20 protein-coding genes are annotated in these 16,019 nt (G+C 64.7%); 8 read left to right on the top strand and 12 right to left on the bottom strand.

Annotation, left to right across the window (positions count from 1 at the left end; translation table 11 throughout):
* Positions 1–16: 16 nt before the first annotated feature.
* The 6 genes from JN280_RS31905 to JN280_RS31930 form a co-directional block, all read right to left on the bottom strand.
* The gene (locus tag JN280_RS31905; RefSeq protein WP_202308192.1) at positions 17–370 is read right to left on the bottom strand and encodes a VOC family protein; all 354 of its coding nucleotides are present in this window, start codon (positions 368–370) and stop codon (positions 17–19) included.
* 300 nt (positions 371–670) lie between these two features.
* Positions 671–1,462: a helix-turn-helix domain-containing protein gene (locus JN280_RS31910; protein WP_202308193.1), complete on the bottom strand. Its 792-nt coding sequence runs from the start codon at positions 1,460–1,462 to the stop codon at positions 671–673.
* Between the two features lie 160 nt (positions 1,463–1,622).
* A complete protein-coding gene (locus JN280_RS31915; protein WP_202308194.1) occupies positions 1,623–2,669 on the bottom strand; it encodes a glutathione synthetase in 1,047 nt (348 codons plus the stop codon).
* 13 nt (positions 2,670–2,682) lie between these two features.
* The gene (locus tag JN280_RS31920; RefSeq protein ID WP_202308196.1) at positions 2,683–4,551 is read right to left on the bottom strand and encodes a flavohemoglobin expression-modulating QEGLA motif protein; all 1,869 of its coding nucleotides are present in this window, start codon (positions 4,549–4,551) and stop codon (positions 2,683–2,685) included.
* Positions 4,548–5,363, bottom strand: a complete 816-nt coding sequence (locus JN280_RS31925; protein ID WP_202315164.1) for an N-formylglutamate amidohydrolase — start codon at positions 5,361–5,363, stop codon at positions 4,548–4,550. The genes JN280_RS31920 and JN280_RS31925 overlap by 4 nt, the downstream gene beginning before the upstream one ends.
* Before the next feature lie 236 nt (positions 5,364–5,599).
* A complete protein-coding gene (locus tag JN280_RS31930) occupies positions 5,600–6,034 on the bottom strand; it encodes an SRPBCC family protein (protein ID WP_202308198.1) in 435 nt (144 codons plus the stop codon).
* 121 nt (positions 6,035–6,155) lie between these two features.
* On the opposite strand from JN280_RS31930, the gene JN280_RS31935 reads away from it, so the two are divergent.
* Entirely contained in the window at positions 6,156–7,235 is a 1,080-nt protein-coding gene (locus tag JN280_RS31935; protein ID WP_202315166.1) for an adenylate/guanylate cyclase domain-containing protein, read from the top strand.
* Between the two features lie 90 nt (positions 7,236–7,325).
* Here the strand turns inward: JN280_RS31935 and JN280_RS31940 are convergent, their stop codons facing one another.
* The 4 genes from JN280_RS31940 to JN280_RS31955 form a co-directional block, all read right to left on the bottom strand.
* Positions 7,326–8,546, bottom strand: a complete 1,221-nt coding sequence (locus tag JN280_RS31940) for an MFS transporter (protein ID WP_202308199.1) — start codon at positions 8,544–8,546, stop codon at positions 7,326–7,328.
* 64 nt (positions 8,547–8,610) lie between these two features.
* A complete protein-coding gene (locus JN280_RS31945) occupies positions 8,611–9,510 on the bottom strand; it encodes a TetR/AcrR family transcriptional regulator (protein ID WP_244742361.1) in 900 nt (299 codons plus the stop codon).
* Positions 9,511–9,534: 24 nt separating this feature from the next.
* Positions 9,535–9,759, bottom strand: a complete 225-nt coding sequence (locus JN280_RS31950) for a hypothetical protein (RefSeq protein ID WP_202308201.1) — start codon at positions 9,757–9,759, stop codon at positions 9,535–9,537.
* Entirely contained in the window at positions 9,740–10,687 is a 948-nt protein-coding gene (locus tag JN280_RS31955) for a LysR family transcriptional regulator (RefSeq protein ID WP_202308203.1), read from the bottom strand. Before JN280_RS31955 ends, JN280_RS31950 begins: the two co-directional genes overlap by 20 nt.
* 95 nt (positions 10,688–10,782) lie before the next feature.
* On the opposite strand from JN280_RS31955, the gene JN280_RS31960 reads away from it, so the two are divergent.
* The 6 genes from JN280_RS31960 to JN280_RS31985 all read left to right on the top strand — a co-directional run bounded on the left by JN280_RS31960 (position 10,783) and on the right by JN280_RS31985 (position 14,058).
* A complete protein-coding gene (locus JN280_RS31960; protein ID WP_202308205.1) occupies positions 10,783–11,961 on the top strand; it encodes a serine hydrolase domain-containing protein in 1,179 nt (392 codons plus the stop codon).
* Between the two features lie 137 nt (positions 11,962–12,098).
* Entirely contained in the window at positions 12,099–12,422 is a 324-nt protein-coding gene (locus tag JN280_RS31965; RefSeq protein WP_202308207.1) for an ArsR/SmtB family transcription factor, read from the top strand.
* Positions 12,419–12,826: an SRPBCC family protein gene (locus JN280_RS31970; RefSeq protein WP_202308208.1), complete on the top strand. Its 408-nt coding sequence runs from the start codon at positions 12,419–12,421 to the stop codon at positions 12,824–12,826. Before JN280_RS31965 ends, JN280_RS31970 begins: the two co-directional genes overlap by 4 nt.
* A 41-nt stretch (positions 12,827–12,867) precedes the next feature.
* On the top strand, positions 12,868–13,095 hold the full coding sequence (locus tag JN280_RS31975) for a hypothetical protein (protein WP_202308209.1): 228 nt from the start codon (positions 12,868–12,870) through the stop codon (positions 13,093–13,095).
* A 5-nt stretch (positions 13,096–13,100) separates the two neighbouring features.
* On the top strand, positions 13,101–13,565 hold the full coding sequence (locus tag JN280_RS31980; RefSeq protein ID WP_202308210.1) for a DUF1801 domain-containing protein: 465 nt from the start codon (positions 13,101–13,103) through the stop codon (positions 13,563–13,565).
* A gap of 67 nt (positions 13,566–13,632) precedes the next feature.
* Positions 13,633–14,058, top strand: coding sequence for a DUF1801 domain-containing protein (locus JN280_RS31985; RefSeq protein ID WP_202308211.1), 426 nt, complete (start codon positions 13,633–13,635; stop codon positions 14,056–14,058).
* On the opposite strand, the gene JN280_RS31990 is transcribed toward JN280_RS31985, so the two are convergent.
* A complete protein-coding gene (locus JN280_RS31990; protein ID WP_202308212.1) occupies positions 14,055–15,032 on the bottom strand; it encodes a quinone oxidoreductase family protein in 978 nt (325 codons plus the stop codon). The two genes, JN280_RS31985 and JN280_RS31990, sit on opposite strands and share 4 nt — an antisense overlap.
* Before the next feature lie 101 nt (positions 15,033–15,133).
* On the opposite strand from JN280_RS31990, the gene JN280_RS31995 reads away from it, so the two are divergent.
* Positions 15,134–15,514, top strand: coding sequence for a winged helix-turn-helix transcriptional regulator (locus JN280_RS31995; RefSeq protein ID WP_202308213.1), 381 nt, complete (start codon positions 15,134–15,136; stop codon positions 15,512–15,514).
* A gap of 51 nt (positions 15,515–15,565) precedes the next feature.
* On the opposite strand, the gene JN280_RS32000 is transcribed toward JN280_RS31995, so the two are convergent.
* Positions 15,566–15,949: a winged helix-turn-helix transcriptional regulator gene (locus JN280_RS32000; RefSeq protein WP_202308214.1), complete on the bottom strand. Its 384-nt coding sequence runs from the start codon at positions 15,947–15,949 to the stop codon at positions 15,566–15,568.
* Positions 15,950–16,019 lie beyond the last annotated feature (70 nt).

Below are 16,019 nucleotides of genomic sequence, written 5' to 3' on the forward strand. Positions count from 1 at the left end.
GGATGGGGCGGACGACCTATCGAAGATGCGTAAGCACGTTGAGCAGCTTGCCGGTCGGGTCGGAAACGAAGAAACGTCTGACGCCCCAGGGTTCGTCCGTCAATTCGTAGACCACCCTGGCGGCGATCTCGTTCGCGCGGCGATATACCCCGTCCACATCGTCGACCTCGATCGACAGATCCGGCACAGGGGTGCCTGAGCCGCCCTCGCTGGCGATGCTGACCTGAGGGGTGGTTGCTTCGCCTGATGCCAGCGTCACGAGCCAGCCGTGATCCATGACGGCATCGAGTTCGAACAAGTCGGAATAGAACTTCCTGACTTCTGTGACACTATCAGTTGCGACGATCGGCATGATGCGCAGCACGGTCATTGCGTAAGCCTCCGGCTCAGGATCCAAAGATGTCCGAACTGGGTCACGAATGCGACCCTCGCGTTTGCGCTGTCCCTGATCGGAGTGACGGGAAAGACGGCTGTAGGAACTGGGGGCGATGACATCATGATCTCCTGGGCGCGGCATGGGATGACTGCAGCCCGTCGCGTCGAAAAGGTTTCGGACGACAAGCTGCAGGCTCCTGATTTGGCGAATGTCCTTTCCCCGAAACCGCCGAACACTTTCGGGAGACAGGATCAGGCATAGCTGCCCGCGGCGGAGCGCGTCTTGAACAAAAACCTAAGAGGCCCGATCCAATACGTGCCCGACATAGGGCCAAACGCTCGCACGCAGGCGGCCAGGCGTCATCGATGAAAAGTGCTCGACCTCGCGCGTCATGTGCGACTGATCCGAGAACCGCGCCTCATATGCCACATCAGACAAGGAGGCCGCCGGCGACAGCCGGCCGAGCGCGATCCGAAACCTCTCGATCCTGAGATAGCGCTTCGGCGTGAGGCCGACATTCATGACGAAAAGTCTTCTGAAGACGTGGGCCGAGAGCCCCAACTCCTTGCAGACGTCCCTTATGGCCGCCCCCGCTCTGAGGCGCTCTATCCCCCGGTTCAGCACCGGCATTGCCGAACCATCGACAACCCGCTTTTCGATTTCGCTTTCGAGCAGATCGAGTCTGGCATGGTGCGTATCGAGGTTTCGGAGACGATCCGTAAGCCGAGCGGCATCCCCGCCCCAGAACCGCGCAAGGTCGATCACCTGGTCGGTGGTGTCATGGATCGGTCCAAAGAGCGGACCGGCTCCGCCGGGCTGGAAGCTCGCCCCGCACAGGGAAATCTGGGGTCTGCGCGAAATGCGGCGAGGCAAGGTCGAAGGGCCTTGCAGCACGTGCAACGGGCGTAGACTCGGGTCCTGCGGATCATTTTCGCCGAGCGGGATTCCCGAAAGGCTGAAAATGATCTGGGCCCGCCCCGAGGGCAAGACCGTCTCGTATCCATCCGCCGTTGCGTCCGAAACGCACCAGAGCCGGTCCACGATCAGCCTCGTTGTCTCTTTGTCGGGTTCGCGAGCCGTCAGCATGGAATTCCGCCGGTCGGATCTGTCTTCGTCCGGTATGATCCTAGCATCCTGCCGGCGACGGCGAGAATGCAATAACGATACGTCCCAGTCACAAGCGGCCCTGCGGCGCAGCATCGCCGTCCAGTGCCCTGCCCGGCGTTCCGGTACCAGCAGCCGTCGCTCAAAGCGTGGCCAGCCGGGAATTGGACACGGCGTTCGCATAGGCCCGGCGCAGCGTCAGCTTCTCTTCCAGCGCGGCGATGATCGCTGCGGCGAAATCCGTCTTGTACATCGCGCTGGCTCGGGCCAGGCCGCCCGGCGTGAAGACATTGATCTCGAGCAGCTTGTCGCCGACGAGATCGAGCCCGACAAGAAACATGCCGTCGCTCACCAATTTCGGCCGCACCAGTTCGGCGATGGCGAGCATCTTGTCCGTCACCTTGATCTTGCGCGCGGTTCCGGCAGCGTGGATGTTGGAGCGAAGGTCGCCCTTGGCGGGCACGCGGCGAAAGGCAGCATAGTTGCCGTCGCGCTCCAGAGGCCGGCCATTCATCAGGAACAGACGCACATCGCCGGACTTCGCCTCCGGAATATAGGCCTGCGCGACCAGATAGCCGTCGCCGCTGGCCGCCTCGAAGATCTGGTTGAGGTTGGAATCGTCAGGTTTGGCGATTTTGAAGACATTCTTGCCGCCCGAACCCTGGAGGGGCTTGACGATGCAGCCCCTTGGCTGCTTGTCGATGAATGCGCGTATCTCGGCAACGCTGCGCGATATCAGCGTCGCCGGCCTCACCACTTCGGGGAAAGCCTGGAGGTAGAGCTTGCTCTGCGCCTGCGCCAGGCCATCGGGATCGTTGACCACCACCACGCCGCGCTCGGCTGCAAGCCGCCCAAATGTGAGGCCCGCATTCACGGCCCAGGGCCGGTCGCTTGCGTCTAGCGACGGATCGTTGCGCAGGAACAGGATGTCGATATCGCTTATCGCGAAGGTCTTCTTCTGCGTCGCCGCCTCCTGCAGCGCGGTGTGCAGTTTTTCCGGGGTCTTGTAGGACGCGCTCGGCAGCACCACGACGCTGACCGCCAGGCTGTCGTCCGGTCGCAAGATGAAGTCGCCCGGCTCGACATAGACAACCGAATGCCCGCGCTGGGCCGCGGTCAGCGCCAGAGTCGTCGTGGTGTAGCCTGACGTCTCGCTCTCCACGGAATTGACAAAGAACGCAATGCGCATCGAGGACCTCCGGTCAGGTTTCCACCATGTCGATCGGATCAATCCCCGCCATCGCTTTCTTGAGGCGTGGCCTTGCCCCTTCCGACGAGAGGAATGCCGGTTCGAGCAGAGGCGGCCGCAACAGTCCGCGTGCGCTGAGTTCCTGGATCGCGCCGAAATGTGCCGCGGAGATCTTGCCGATCCAGAAGGGCGTGAGGCTGCCGCCGTTCCTCAGATGATCCAGCACCTCCAGCACACCGCGCAGATAGATCGCGTCCTTTGCAAGACCGCCGCCCCGGAAGATACGCAAGACGACATTGAAGGCAACATGCTCACCGAAACCATGATCTTCATGCAGAATCCGGAAGACCTGATCGAAGGATGCGCCGTCAAGCATCGCCTCGCATGCGACGACCCTGGCGGCAAGCAGCCTCAGCCGCGCGGCGGTCATGCCACCGACCAGATATTCCGCCAGCACGGCGAGCCCCTCCTGCATGCCTTCATAGCCGGCAAGGCCGCTGCGAAGTATGGAGAGCCCCTGCATATCGCCGTTGAAATAGGTCAACAGATGCACTCCGATCTCGTGGCTGAGAAGAGCCGTCAGCCGCTCCGGAGCGAGGCTGGTGTCGCGCGAAACGAACAGCCGGTTTCGAGAAACGAGAAGACCGGCCGGCAGGTCGGCTCGAATTTCCACCGAGGCTTCGAAACCGGGGTGGATTGCGCGGTACCCGGCAATCATGTCCCGCGCTGCAGCCGCGACTGCGTCGGCGCCGAGACCCTTTTGCGGCGCTGCCGATGCCGCGCCGGCCGTTTTCCCGAGAATGTCGCGTGCCCTTGTGGCCAGCGCCGGCTCGACATTTCCATAGAGCGCGCGTCCGAGCTCGACGAAGCGGGGCGTCTCTCGCGTCGCGAGCAGCGACAGTTGAAGGTCGAGTTCCTGCTGTTTTTCGGAAAGCAGCCCGCTCAGGAGCGGATCTTCAAGGTGGTCGAGCGAGATGGAATAGAGCTTGCGCTTCTCGGCGGCGATCTCGACTTCGAGCGGCCGGTAGTACAGCTTCGGCGCTCGTTCGAAATCGCCTGCCTGGAATTCCAGCCAGGCTTGCTCGGCATTGATCGGCGTGACCGCAAGCAGGAAGTCGAAGGCCGACGCCACCTCGTCGATCGACCGGTCGGCGCGTGTCACGGCGTCGACATAGGCACGCCGCCCGAGGGAACGATGGGTTACCGGGGGCTCGAGCTTCGATGCCTTCAGAAAGGCGCTGACGGCCTGAAGCGCCGTATCGACCATGTTGGCCACGACACGATCGTGCAGTGCGGGGTAGATGCGCTCGGTACCGGGCACCTTGTAGATCGGCGCGAAGCGAACCGCGAGCCATGCGACATTGCCGAGATCGTCCCAAAGCTGTGCCTCCCCCGACGGAGCGGAGCCGAGTTCGCACACGCGGGGTGTCCGGTACTTCACCTCGCGCTCGGACGCCGCGGTCGCGAAACACTTGAGTGCGGCCTTCTCCGGGGCGGTTTCACCGCTGCCCAATGCGATCTCGAAGGGCCTCAGGAAGGGCACGTCCTCCGTCAGGAACCGGTCCTCGGCCAGTTCGCCTAAATCGATCACGAGAAATGCGCCGCAACGCTCCCGCATCCTTTGCGCCACCAGCCGCACCACCGCGCGGGCGAGGCCGATATCGGCCGCGATCAAATAGGACGCGCTGGCTGAAGCGATGTGGTATGCGGCATTCTGCTGGGATCCCAGATGGACGCAGAGAAAGGGCAGCGGCCGGTCCAGGTGCAGACGGTGGCCGTCGCAGAAATCGTTGCGGATCGGCCTGCCATCCTTCTGAAGCGCGTCGAGGTCCAATTCGATCGGTGCCAGGGGAGCACCGGGTACCACGAGCTTCGGCCTCATGCCATGCCCCGCAGAGCCTGCTCAAGGACCGGCACCGTGGAGGCCAGCGCGGCACGCAACTTTCCGATCGCTCGCCAGTCGGGTACGCCGCTCCATTCGTCCATGAATATCTTCTTGAACTCCACCGCAATCGCGCAGCCGGTCCGGGGAAACCCGGCATGGACGAAACGGGTCTGTTCGCCCCTGCCTTGAAAGGCGACATTCTCGCGCACATCGAGTTTCCTGCCATCCAGATGGCGACCGCCCAGCGCATCGATGAAAGGGTCGACGACCGGCGCCCATCGCTTACGATCCATGGAGAAGGTGCCTATGTTGATGTCGGGCGCCAGGTCCGGAGACGCGGGGTCGGCCTTCGGCCCATCGCGGCGGTGGTTGTAACTATGGACATCGACCAGCACGAACGCTCCGTAGCGCCCTTCGATCCCGGCCAGAACACGCTTCAACGCGCCGTAATAGGCATCGTGGAAGGAAAGCGACGCCTTCACCACGTCGTCGGACGGTCGCTCTCTCCAGACATCCAGGCCCCAGGACTGCTCGGGCGACAGATAGACGGCCTGCTCGCGGGCGCGATTCAGATCGACCTCGAAGCGCGATCGATGAACGACGATCCGGGACGGGAAATCGGCGATAAGATGCTCCGTAAAGGGATCCTCCTCGCGTCGCCGGTCGGCTTCGGCGAGGCACATCAGGGACCGACAGGTGCTGCTCACGTCGGTGCCGCTATGAATCGCCGTTCCCACAACCGGGGAATCGCCCAACTCGATCGTCCAGCCTTCCGGATCCGCTTTCAAAATTCGCTTGTTCACGATCATCGAATGCATGGATGGGCCGGACGGTTCCGGCTCGCGAGCAAATCTCAACGATCGCACCGGCTCGTCCGTCGGCTCTGGCTGCAGACACAGCCAAGTCGTCGCTTCGGGCCGCCCATCGTCAGGCCGATGTCATGATCGCGGCATGCACGTGCGAAAATTGCGGAATGGGTGGCTGCCAATGGTCTGACGGCGGTGGTCGCATTCTTCCACGCGGACGAGATCCGCCCTGGGCAACCTCAGGCCATCGTGTCCGGCCCCGGATCGCCACCGGCCGCCGCGATCGCCAGCCTGCGCATATAGTGGCTCCAGCCCTTCTCATGGCTGGCACGTTCGGCCTCGTCGGGCAGGCCGCTGTGGGTCAGGCGCAACAGGGTGCCGCCGCCCTCCTTTTCGACGAGGTCGATCTCGATGAGCGTCGAACCGGGCGGCACGTTCTCGCGTCCTTCCCAGCCGAAGCTGTAGGCGAGGCGATGGACGGGGATGACTTCCGTGAACTCGCCGCGGGCGAGACTTTTGCCGCCCACATCGACGAGATAGATGCCGCCGGGATGCGGCTCCACGGTCGCCTTGCTGGCGAGCCAGCGCATGATCTTGTCGGGATCGGTGAGGAAGGCGAAGACCGTCGCCTGCGGGGCGGCGATCTCGATCTCGCTGCGAACCGTCTCGGCCATGACTGCTCCTCCGGATGGTCGGTATGCGATGCTTGCTGCAATGTAGGCCGAATGCGGGCGACGACAAGAAAGCTGCTGCCGCCTCATGACAGGCGCGCGACGCCGTTGCATGATCGCAGTCATGCAACTGCCCTGCGCCCTCTCCTTTCTCGTCGACGAGGCGAGCGACATGCCAGGCGCCGACTCTTTTCTCGCAGAGCTCGGCGCGCGGCTCCTCGCCGACGGCCTGCCGCTCGCCGGCGGCAGCCTTACCCAGGCACCGCCACACCCGATCATCGCACGGCGCAGCTGGCTCTGGCGTGCCGACGCAGGGACAGTGATCCAGGCGCTGGGCATCGGCACAGCCGGGACAACCGGTGCCGAGCACGCCAAGGCCGATCGCGACTGGCTGGCGGGCCTCGGCATGGTCGTCATGGAGGAAGATGCCGCCGGCCATGGGCATGATCGCGCAGCGATCCGCTGGGCGGCGACCCGGCCGCTCGACGCGTCCGAGCTGGAGCTGCTGCGCGCGGTGGCGCGCTTCGCCGTCGCGCCGCTTGCCGTAATCGCGGGGCGCGCGACACTGGCGGCGCTGCTCGAGACCTATCTCGGCCGGCGCAGCGCAGCCCAGGTGCTGGCCGGCCGGCTGCGGCGCGAGACCGGCGAGACCATCCGGGCGGCCCTGCTCTACGCCGACCTGCGGGGCTTCACCGCCCTGTCGGAAACGGCGAAGCCAAAGGAGGTGATCGCCGCGCTCGACGCCTGGTTCGACCGCATCGGCGGCGCCGTCCACGCCTTCGGTGGCGAGGTGCTGAAATTCATCGGCGACGGCGTGCTTGCGATCTTCCCGATCGGAGAGCGCAGCAGCGGCGCGGCATGCGACGCGGCGCTGCGCGCGGTCGCCGCCGCGCGCGCCGGCATGAACCATCTCGACAAGAGCCGCGCCGAGCAAGGGCTGCCGCCCCTGCCGTTCGGCACGGCACTGCATGTCGGCGAGATGCTGTGGGGCAATATCGGCACCGCCGACCGGCTGGACTTCACGGCGATAGGCCCCGCGGTCAATCTCGTCAGCCGGCTGGAGGGCCTCTGCCGACCGCTCGGCCGAACCGTTCTTCTCTCGGGTGCCATCGCGGCGGAAACCACGCAGCCGCTGGTTCCGCTCGGCGAACACAGGCTGCGCGGCATCGCAGCGCCCTGCGCGGTGTTCGCACTGCGGGAGTGAAGTGCCGATCTTGCCGCCCTGGCTGCGTGCAGGCCGTGATATGCGTGCGGATCGAAGCCTGTCGCCCGTCGATCGCATCGACCGGCGGCATCATGCCGCCTGCGTCCGGCGTGGCGTTTCGTCGTCGGCCATGAACTGCAGCATGGCGGCAAGCGCGCCGACGACGATCAGAGAAATCCACGCCGTCGAGTAGCTGCCGCTCCATTGATAGGTGAGACCGCCGAGCCACGCGCCGAGAAAGGCGCCGAGTTGGTGGGTCAGAAACATCACGCCGAACAACGTTCCGAAATTGGCCGCGCCGAAGCGCGAATTGATGAGGCCGCTGACGGGAGGCACGACGCTCAGCCAGAGAAACCCCATGGCCGCGGCGAAGACGAGCGCTGTTTCGGCGCTGACCGGCAAGGCGAAGAAAAAGGCGACGGAGGCCGTCCTCAACAGATAGATCAGCGCCAGCACATTCTTGTTGCCCCAGCGCTGGCAGACGTAGCCCGCAACCAGCGTTCCGACCGCGTTGCAGATGCCGATGAGCGCGATCGCCTGGGCGCTGACCGACGGCGGCAGGCCGCAGATGCTGATGTATTTCGGCAGGTGGGTCGCGATGAAGATCAACTGGAAACCGCAGGCAAAGAAGGAAACGGTCGTGACGACGAAAGCCTGGTCGGCGAGTGCCTCCCTTATGGCGCCGCGCGCGTCGGGCTTCTCGCCGGTCGCGCCTTCACCGCCGTCCGGCGCGCCGCCGCGGAAGGCGAAGGCGACCGCTGCCATGCACAAAGCGAGCGCCGCCAGCCCGCCGAGCGCTCCCTGCCAGGACCAGAGCTCGATCATCGCTTGTGCCGTCGGCGCCAGCACGAAGGTGCCGAGCGAACCGACGGCGGCGAGGATCGACACGGCGGCGGCGCGGACGGCAGGCGCGGCGAGCCGCGAGACGATGCCCACCAAAACGCCGTGCGAGGTTCCGGCGACAGCCAGGCCAATCATCAGGCCGCCGCCCAGATAGAGCCCGAGCGCACTGCCGATGCCGACCAGGTAAAGACCGGCACAAAACAGCAGGGAGGCCACGATGACGACGAGCCGGCCGCCATAGCGGTCGCAGAGCGCGCCCATGAACGGCTGCCCGATGCCCCAGGCCAGGTTCTGCAGCGCCATGGCAAGGCCAAAGGCGGCGACGGAGATTCCCGTGCCTCGCACCATCGGGTCCATGAAAAGGCCGAGACTCTGCCTCAGCCCCATGGAGAGAGACAGGACGGTCCCTGCCGCGACGAGCGAGACGATCAGGACCGGAGACCAGGATCCGGCGGCGCGTGACGACAAGGGCTTCCTCCCGGGAACGACAAACGCCCCGGACCATAGGCATCAGCCCAAGAGAGGAAACTCACTAGTCGGTATACATGGCCGCCGCGCCCGCCAGGCCGTTCCCGTCGCCTTCCGGCCGGCCGGGATCCACCCGGGCGACCAGGCCCCTCGCGACGATCGTCGCCGCGGCATCTCCTGCCGAGATCGCGTAGGCGGTATCGCGATGGATAAGCATATGCATGATCGCGCCCTCGACCAGGATCATCAGTTGCCGGGCAAGCGGTACCGCATCCGAGACGCCGGCGCCGTCCAGCTCGTGGGCGAGCCAGGCTTCGAAGCGCCGCTTGTGGTCCGCGGCCATGGCCACCGCCGGATGGCCGGGCTGATCGGCGAGCTCGACCGCGGCGCGCGTGAACCCGCAGCCACGCCATTTCGGCCTCTCGGCATAGTCGGCGAGAGCATGGAACAGGCCCATGATCCGCTCGGGCATCGGCCTGCCGCCGTCGCCCAGCCAGCGGCGATAGCGCTCCACCGTCGGCGCATCCCGCGCCGCGAGATAAGCGGCGATCAGATCGTCCTTGCTCCTGAAATGATAATAGAGCGTGCGCTTGGTGACGCCGGCCCGCTCGGCAATGGCGTCCACGCCGACGCTGCGCAGCCCGTGTTCGTAGAACAGAAGCTCTGCCGCGCCGATGATCCTGGTTCGCGTATCCGACTGCGCCATTTCATCCCTCTCGCGCCCTGCCCCGGACAAGGAGACTATCGCAGCGGAATCGGGCTTTGTAGCCGCCCAGCCGAACTCATGCCGCGCGACGTTCCCGGTTCCGGAACGGTCGCCGCCCGTCTCGACGACTGCGGCGGCGAGCGCATCAAGCGCCCTTGCCCGTGTCTCCTGGTCAAGGCGCCGGAAAATACCGGTCAATGCCTGCGTCAGCGTGCGGCGGCGGCCCTCCCCGCGCGGCTCGCCGTTCGTGCCGTCCAAGCCGCGCCTCCGGCGGAACGGCCGTCACCGGGAGCTTTGCGCGAAAGCCCGCGTGGCCCCGGTGAAGGCGTCGCGCATGATGTCGACGTCGGAGGCGAGCACCACGAGCTGATAGCCTTCGTCGCGCCGCTCAAGAGCCTTGCCAAGATCACCCGTAAAGATGCCGCAGGAGCACATCTGTGTGCGTCCGCTGGCGAGCCCTTCATGGGCGACATGGATGTCGCCGTCTTCAGACAGTTCCGGACGCAAGGCCGCTGCGCGTCCTTGCTGAAATTGCTCCGATCCCGCCGACCCGGAACCAATCGATGAATGCCCGCAGCTTCGCGGGCTGCAGGTCGCGGGACGGGAAGTAGATGTGGAGTTGCTGCTGCTCCGGCTCATAGGCGTCGAGTATGCTCACCAGTTCTCCTGTCCTGAGGGCATCTTCCTCGGTAACCCGAAAACGCTGAGCCAGCCCAAGGCCCGCATGCGAGGCCAGCGAGAAATGCGCGTTGTCGTCGAGGATGAGCACTCCTGGCGGATCGAACTGGACGATCTCCTCGCCGCGGCGAAAGATGAGCGGTTCCAGTCTTCCGCTTCCCGGATAACGGTATCGGATTACGCGGTGACGGCTCAATTCCTCCGGCGTCCGCGGCGTGCCGGCACGCGCCAGATAGTCCGGGCTGGCGAGCATCGAGCGACGCAGGGGCGGACCGATTGGAACGGAGATCATGTCCAACGCCAACGCGCCCCTGAAGCGGATGCCGGCATCGAATCCCTTGCTCACGATGTCGGTCAGGCGGTCATCCGTCGACAGTTCCAGGCGGATCGCCGGATAGCGCGTGACGAAATCCGCCAGCGTCGGCAGGACGCAGATTTCCGCCGCCAGTCGCGACAGAGTGATCCTGAGATGGCCGGACGGCTCGCCATCGGTCTCCTTCACCGCCTCCACGGCGCCCGAGAGAAGCCCGATCGGCCCCTCGATCGCCTCGAACAGTTCGCGGCCCCGCTCGGTCAAACGGACGCTGCGGCTCGTGCGATCGAAGAGGCGTATGCCCAGCCGCAGCTCGAGTTGCCGGATCGCCTGGGAAACCGCCGAGACGGAGATGCCGAGCCGGCCGGACGCGGCAGTAAATCCACCGGCCTCCGCAACGGCGCGGAAGACGGGCAAAGCGCTCAGAACAGTGGATTCCATCATTAAGAATACCTTCACGATCCTTCCATGAATCTGCCCGTTTTTCCGGATGGTTGTCGAGCCTATTTCTCCTGACGTCACCAATGGAGATCCCAACTATGTCTCTCACCACAGTTCCTCCGGCCATCTCGCGTGGCACCGAGCCGGAGGGTCGGCCCGCCGGCGCCATGATCGACGCGCTCGACAACGCCATCGACAGCGCGCTCGCGGATCAACGCATCGTCGGATGCGTGCTGCTCGTCGCGGAACACGGCCGTATCGTCTTCGCACGGGCAGCCGGACTGGCCGACCGCGAGGCCGGACGCCCGATGCGCATCGACACGCCCTTCCGCTACGCCTCCGTAACCAAACCATTCACGACCCTGGCCGCGCTGAAGCTGGTGGAGGCGGGGCTCCTCGGCGCGGACGATCCGGTCGGAAAGTGGCTCCCGGGCTTCGCCCCCCGAACCGCCGACGGCTCGGCTGCAGAGATCAGTGTTGGTCAATTGATGTCCCACACGGCTGGGCTCGACTACCGCTTCCAGCAGGCGACCGACGGCGCCTATGCAAAAGCCGGCATATCGGACGGGCTCGACGAAGCCGATATTTCACTTGTCGAGAACCTCGCCCGCATTGCCTCGGCCCCACTGAGTGGCGCTCCCGGAGGCGGGTGGCGTTATTCGGTCGCGACCGACGTACTCGGCGCCGTCGTCGAAGCGGCAACGGCCAAACCCCTTGCGGAGGCCGTTGTCGATCTCGTCACCCGACCGCTCGGCCTGACCGCGTCTTTCCACGCTTCGCCGGCTGGGCTGGCGACGCCCTACCACGACGGAGAAGGCTCGCCCGTGCGGATGGAAGGCGTGACCGACGTTCCGCTGCCGGCCTATCTCGGCTCGGCGGTGCGTTTCGACCCCGGGCGCATCGGACGTCATGCCGCGTTCCCTTCCGGTGGAGCTGGCATGGCGGGCACCGCGCAAGACGTGCTCAGTCTTCTGGAAGCCTATCGCGGCGGCTCCTTCCTTTCGGCCGTCTCCCGCGAGGCGGCCCGACAGATCCGCGTCGGCGGCGAGGCCATGACGCAGGGACCGGGCTGGGGCTTTTGCTGGACGGGCGCGGTGCTCATCGATCCGGAAGCGGCCGCTTCCACCCTGTCGCAGGGAACCGTTTCATGGGGTGGCGTCTACGGGCACTGGTGGTGCGTCGACCATCAGCGCGCACGGGTCGCCGTGCTGCTCACCAACACCGCCTATGAGGGAATGGTGGGACGCCTCCCGCGGGACATTGCCAATGCCCTCTGAATAGCCCGCGGATCAGGCATCGCCCTTCCAGGCCGGCTCGCCATCCCTATCATCGGGTCGCCGCGACGGACCCGGTTGACAAACGCATAACTCATCAGTTATCGGTCCAATCAATAGCCAACGGGTTATACGTTTCGATGCCGAGCAATCATGACGTGCTCTTCAAGACACTCGCCGATCCGACGCGGCGCGCCATCTTCGAGCGTCTCTGCCGCGACGGGGAGCAGACCGTGGCGGCGCTGACGGCCCGGGCCGGGGTCTCGCAGCCGGCCGTGTCGAAGCATCTCGGCGTGCTGAAGCTGGCCGGTCTGGTGCGCGATCGCCACGAGGGCCGGCAGACGCATTATTCGCCACAGCCCGGCGCACTCGCGCCGCTGGCCGACTGGACAAGCGAGATGAGCGGCTTCTGGGAGAAGCGGTTCGACGACCTCGAAGATTTGCTGCACAGGATGGACCAATGAACGACCAATCGAACACGCGCTCGATCATCATCGAACGGGAAATCGCGTTTCCGCCTCAGAAGATCTGGCGCGCCCTCACCCAGCCGCACCTGATCGGCGAGTGGCTCATGAAGAACGACTTCGAGCCGGTCGTCGGCCATCGGTTCGGTCTCCGCGCGGAGTGGGGCTCGGTCGAGTGCGAGGTGCTCGAAGTAGAGCCGCACAAGACGCTCTCCTACACGTGGGGCGACCACGATCTCAAAAGTGTGGTCACCTGGACGCTCACCGATACGGACAAGGGCACACGGCTGCGCATGGAGCAATCGGGCTTCCGGCAGGATCAGCCACGCTACTACGGCGGCGCCAAGGCCGGCTGGCCGCAGCTCTTCGACAAGCTGGAAGAGGTGTTGGCGCAGCTGGACTGACAACCCGCGCCGGAACGCGATCAATTCACAGGAGAGCTTCCATGGACTGGAGCAAGTGGGTTCGCCAGCTACATCGCTGGCTGTCTGTCATCTTCACGGCGACCGTAATCGCCAACTTCGTCGCGATGGGGTTGGGAGAGCCGCCCGCCTGGGTGGTCTATTCGCCCCTGTTGCCGCTTTTCCTGTTGCTGTTCACGGGCCTCTACATGTTCGTGCTGCCCTACGCCGGCAAATGGCGCGGCGCACGATACGGCACCGTACAGGAATGACTGCGATGAAAGGCACGACGGCAGGCAAATCCGGACAGGCCGGGAAAAGGGCCAAGCCTGCCGCAACGAAGCCGAAGCTCCTTTCTGGCGGCAACCCGCAGATCGCGAAGGCCGACGGCGACGCGCCCGTGCAGGCCTATATCGACGCCATGCCTGGCTGGAAAAGCGATGCCGGGCGACATCTCGACCAGCTGATCGCGCGCACCGTCCCCGAGGTGCGCAAGGCGGTCAAGTGGAATTCGCCATTCTACGGCATCGAGGGCCGGGGCTGGTTCCTGAGCTTCCACTGCTTCACGAAATACATCAAGGTGACGTTCTTCAGCGGGTCATCGCTGGATCCTCTCCCACCCGTCGAGTCCAAGGACAAGAACACACGCTATTTCCATGTCCACGAGGGCGAGCCGCTTGACGAGGAACTCGTCGCAAGCTGGGTCAGGCAGGCTTCGGAACTGCCCGGCTGGGTTCCCTGATCGAGGGAGCCTCCCCGCGACCCGGGGTTATGCTCGCGCAGAAACAGGCAAACAGGAAGATCGACAGATGGCGAAGAGCAGCGCTCAGGCGGAAAAATCTCCATCGCAGCTTATCGACGACAGGATCAAGGAGCTCGGCGACTGGCGGGGCGAAACGCTCTCCAGGATACGCTCCCTGATCAGGCAGGCCGACCCCGGCGTGGTCGAAGAGTGGAAATGGCGCGGGGTTCCCGTGTGGTATCGCGACGGCATGATCTGCACCGGCGAGACGTACAAGAACGTCGTAAAGGTGACCTTCGCCAAGGGCGCGTCGCTCGACGACCCTGCCGGCCTGTTCAATTCGAGCCTTGACGGCAACGTCAGACGCGCCATCGACTTCCGCGAGGGCGAGACGATCGATGAAGAGGCGCTGAAGGCACTCGTCCGCGCCGCGATCGCACTCAACGCACCCCGCAAGCGCGGCCGATCAGGCCAGGGAGCGGGAGCCGCCTAAGGTATCAGCACGAGCTTGCCGGTGCTCCGACGGCTCTCCATTGCGCGATGCGCCTCAGACGCCCGCTCCAGCGGAAAGGGGCTTGCCGGCAGCTGCGTCAAAGTTCCATCCGCAGCCCTCCGGAACAGGCCGGCGAGATCCGCCTTCAGATTGTTCACGTCCAGCAATGGGAGGAGCGCGAACCCTTTTATGGACTGATTTGCGGAGAACATCGCCTCCAGATCGGCCGGCGCAAGATCGAACCTGCCCAAGGCCCCAAACGCCAGTTCGCCACGAGGCGCCAAGGCGGCGAGGCTGGCCTTGGTGTGCGCGCCGCCGATCATCTCGTAGACGATATCCACGCCGCCTCCGTTGATCTCCCTGACCTGGTCGGCCCAGTCGGGATGGGTGTAGTCGACCCCGACATGCGCGCCGAGCGAACGGGCCAGTTCGAGCTTTTCGGCCGAGCTTGCAGCCGCAATCACGCGCGTCGCACCCGCCCCGGCCGCGAGTTGCACGACCAGGGAACCGACGCCGCCGGCCGCGGCATTGACGAGGACGGTCTTGCCTGTCGGGTTGCTGCGGCGGATCAGATGGAGGGCGGTCAGCCCCTGGACCAACAAGGCGACGGCATCCTCGAAGGAGAGACCATCTGGCAAAGGAACGGCCGACGAGGCTTCGACCGCCACATATTCGGCATAGCCTCCCGCCCCGCGTCCAACTGCGAACATCGGGACGGCGACGCGCGTGCCGACTTCAGGAGTTCGAACATCGTCGCCGACGGCTTCGATCTCACCCGCAATCTCGACGCCCGGGATTATCGGCAGGTCGGGGGTCACGGCATAGCGGTTGCGCAGCATCAATGTCTCGAAGAAGTTGATGCCGGAAGCCCTGACCCGGACAAGCACTTCGCCACGGCCCGGAAGCGGTTTTTGCACGTCGACGACTTCAAGTGCGTCGGGGCCGTCGAAACGGCTGAACAAAATGGCCTTCATGGCAAAGAAACCCATCCGTGATTTGGTGATGAACCTATCTTGCCGTATGGACGAAATTCCGACTACGAACTCTTTCGTTCCATAGTGACCAGTTGGTAACCATGACCGAGCCGATCAAAAGGCTTCCGATGCGTCCGGCCGAGCGCGCGCCCAGGGTGATATCGGGCCGATGGAAAGCCATTGTCCTCTACCATCTGTTCGATGGCCCGAAACGTCTCTCGGAATTGCGACGCGCCATTCCCGAGATCAGCCAGAAGGTGCTGGTCCAGCAGCTTCGCGAGATGGAGGAACATGGCCTTGTTCATCGCGAGGTGTTCCGTCAGGTTCCGCCGCGCGTGGACTATTCGGCCACGCAGCTTGGATTGAGCCTGGAGCCCGTGTTGCGCGCGCTCTGCGAATGGGGGCAGCACCATGCCGCGGAACTGAACGAGCTCGATCGGCTGGCCGACTGCGCCCTCATCGTCTCCGGACAGGGGGACTGAACCAATTGCGCGATGTGGCGACGCCGGTCGAAGAAAGTCGGCCGGCAGTCCTCAAGGCGCCGGTGCAGGCGAACGAAAGTCTTCCGGTCGCGCGGCATAGAACCGATCCGGCGGCGTCCAGCGATCAGGGATATAGGTCTCGCCCCACCGTGCGAGCGCCTGCAGCGTGGGGATGAGCGCTGCGCCCTTTTCGGTGAGGGCATAGGCTCCCGAGACGGTTCCCTGCCGCGTACGAGTCCGCACGATGAGACCGGCCTGTTCCAGTTGCCGGAGACGACCGGCGAGTATGTTCGTGGCAATCCGCTCCTGCTCAGACAGCAGTTCGGAATAGCTCGTCGCGCCCATCACCATGGAGCGCAGTATCACCAGCGACCATCGATCCCCGACAAGGTCCAGTGCCGATGCGATCGGGCAACCTGAACGATAGGACGTCATGACGGCATTCCTTTGAACTTGCAATTTGCAAGATAAAGGGCTAACTTGCAATTTGCAAGTTCAAAATGGA

Origin of the sequence: Mesorhizobium sp. L-8-10 (genome assembly GCF_016756635.1) — a bacterium.
Taxonomy (GTDB): Bacteria; Pseudomonadota; Alphaproteobacteria; order Rhizobiales; family Rhizobiaceae.

Coding starts and splice junctions, on each gene's coding strand:
- JN280_RS31915 (WP_202308194.1), bottom strand. CDS start 2,669: ATGCGCATTGCGTTCTTTGTCAATTCCGTGGAGAGCGAGACGTCAGGC.
- JN280_RS31925 (WP_202315164.1), bottom strand. CDS start 5,363: ATGATCGTGAACAAGCGAATTTTGAAAGCGGATCCGGAAGGCTGGACG.
- JN280_RS31990 (WP_202308212.1), bottom strand. CDS start 15,032: ATGAAGGCCATTTTGTTCAGCCGTTTCGACGGCCCCGACGCACTTGAA.
- JN280_RS31975 (WP_202308209.1), top strand. CDS start 12,868: ATGGACTGGAGCAAGTGGGTTCGCCAGCTACATCGCTGGCTGTCTGTC.
- JN280_RS31905 (WP_202308192.1), bottom strand. CDS start 370: ATGACCGTGCTGCGCATCATGCCGATCGTCGCAACTGATAGTGTCACA.
- JN280_RS31960 (WP_202308205.1), top strand. CDS start 10,783: ATGTCTCTCACCACAGTTCCTCCGGCCATCTCGCGTGGCACCGAGCCG.
- JN280_RS31930 (WP_202308198.1), bottom strand. CDS start 6,034: ATGGCCGAGACGGTTCGCAGCGAGATCGAGATCGCCGCCCCGCAGGCG.
- JN280_RS31955 (WP_202308203.1), bottom strand. CDS start 10,687: ATGATGGAATCCACTGTTCTGAGCGCTTTGCCCGTCTTCCGCGCCGTT.
- JN280_RS31970 (WP_202308208.1), top strand. CDS start 12,419: ATGAACGACCAATCGAACACGCGCTCGATCATCATCGAACGGGAAATC.
- JN280_RS31980 (WP_202308210.1), top strand. CDS start 13,101: ATGAAAGGCACGACGGCAGGCAAATCCGGACAGGCCGGGAAAAGGGCC.
- JN280_RS31965 (WP_202308207.1), top strand. CDS start 12,099: ATGCCGAGCAATCATGACGTGCTCTTCAAGACACTCGCCGATCCGACG.
- JN280_RS31910 (WP_202308193.1), bottom strand. CDS start 1,462: ATGCTGACGGCTCGCGAACCCGACAAAGAGACAACGAGGCTGATCGTG.
- JN280_RS32000 (WP_202308214.1), bottom strand. CDS start 15,949: ATGACGTCCTATCGTTCAGGTTGCCCGATCGCATCGGCACTGGACCTT.
- JN280_RS31995 (WP_202308213.1), top strand. CDS start 15,134: ATGACCGAGCCGATCAAAAGGCTTCCGATGCGTCCGGCCGAGCGCGCG.
- JN280_RS31920 (WP_202308196.1), bottom strand. CDS start 4,551: ATGAGGCCGAAGCTCGTGGTACCCGGTGCTCCCCTGGCACCGATCGAA.
- JN280_RS31935 (WP_202315166.1), top strand. CDS start 6,156: ATGCAACTGCCCTGCGCCCTCTCCTTTCTCGTCGACGAGGCGAGCGAC.
- JN280_RS31985 (WP_202308211.1), top strand. CDS start 13,633: ATGGCGAAGAGCAGCGCTCAGGCGGAAAAATCTCCATCGCAGCTTATC.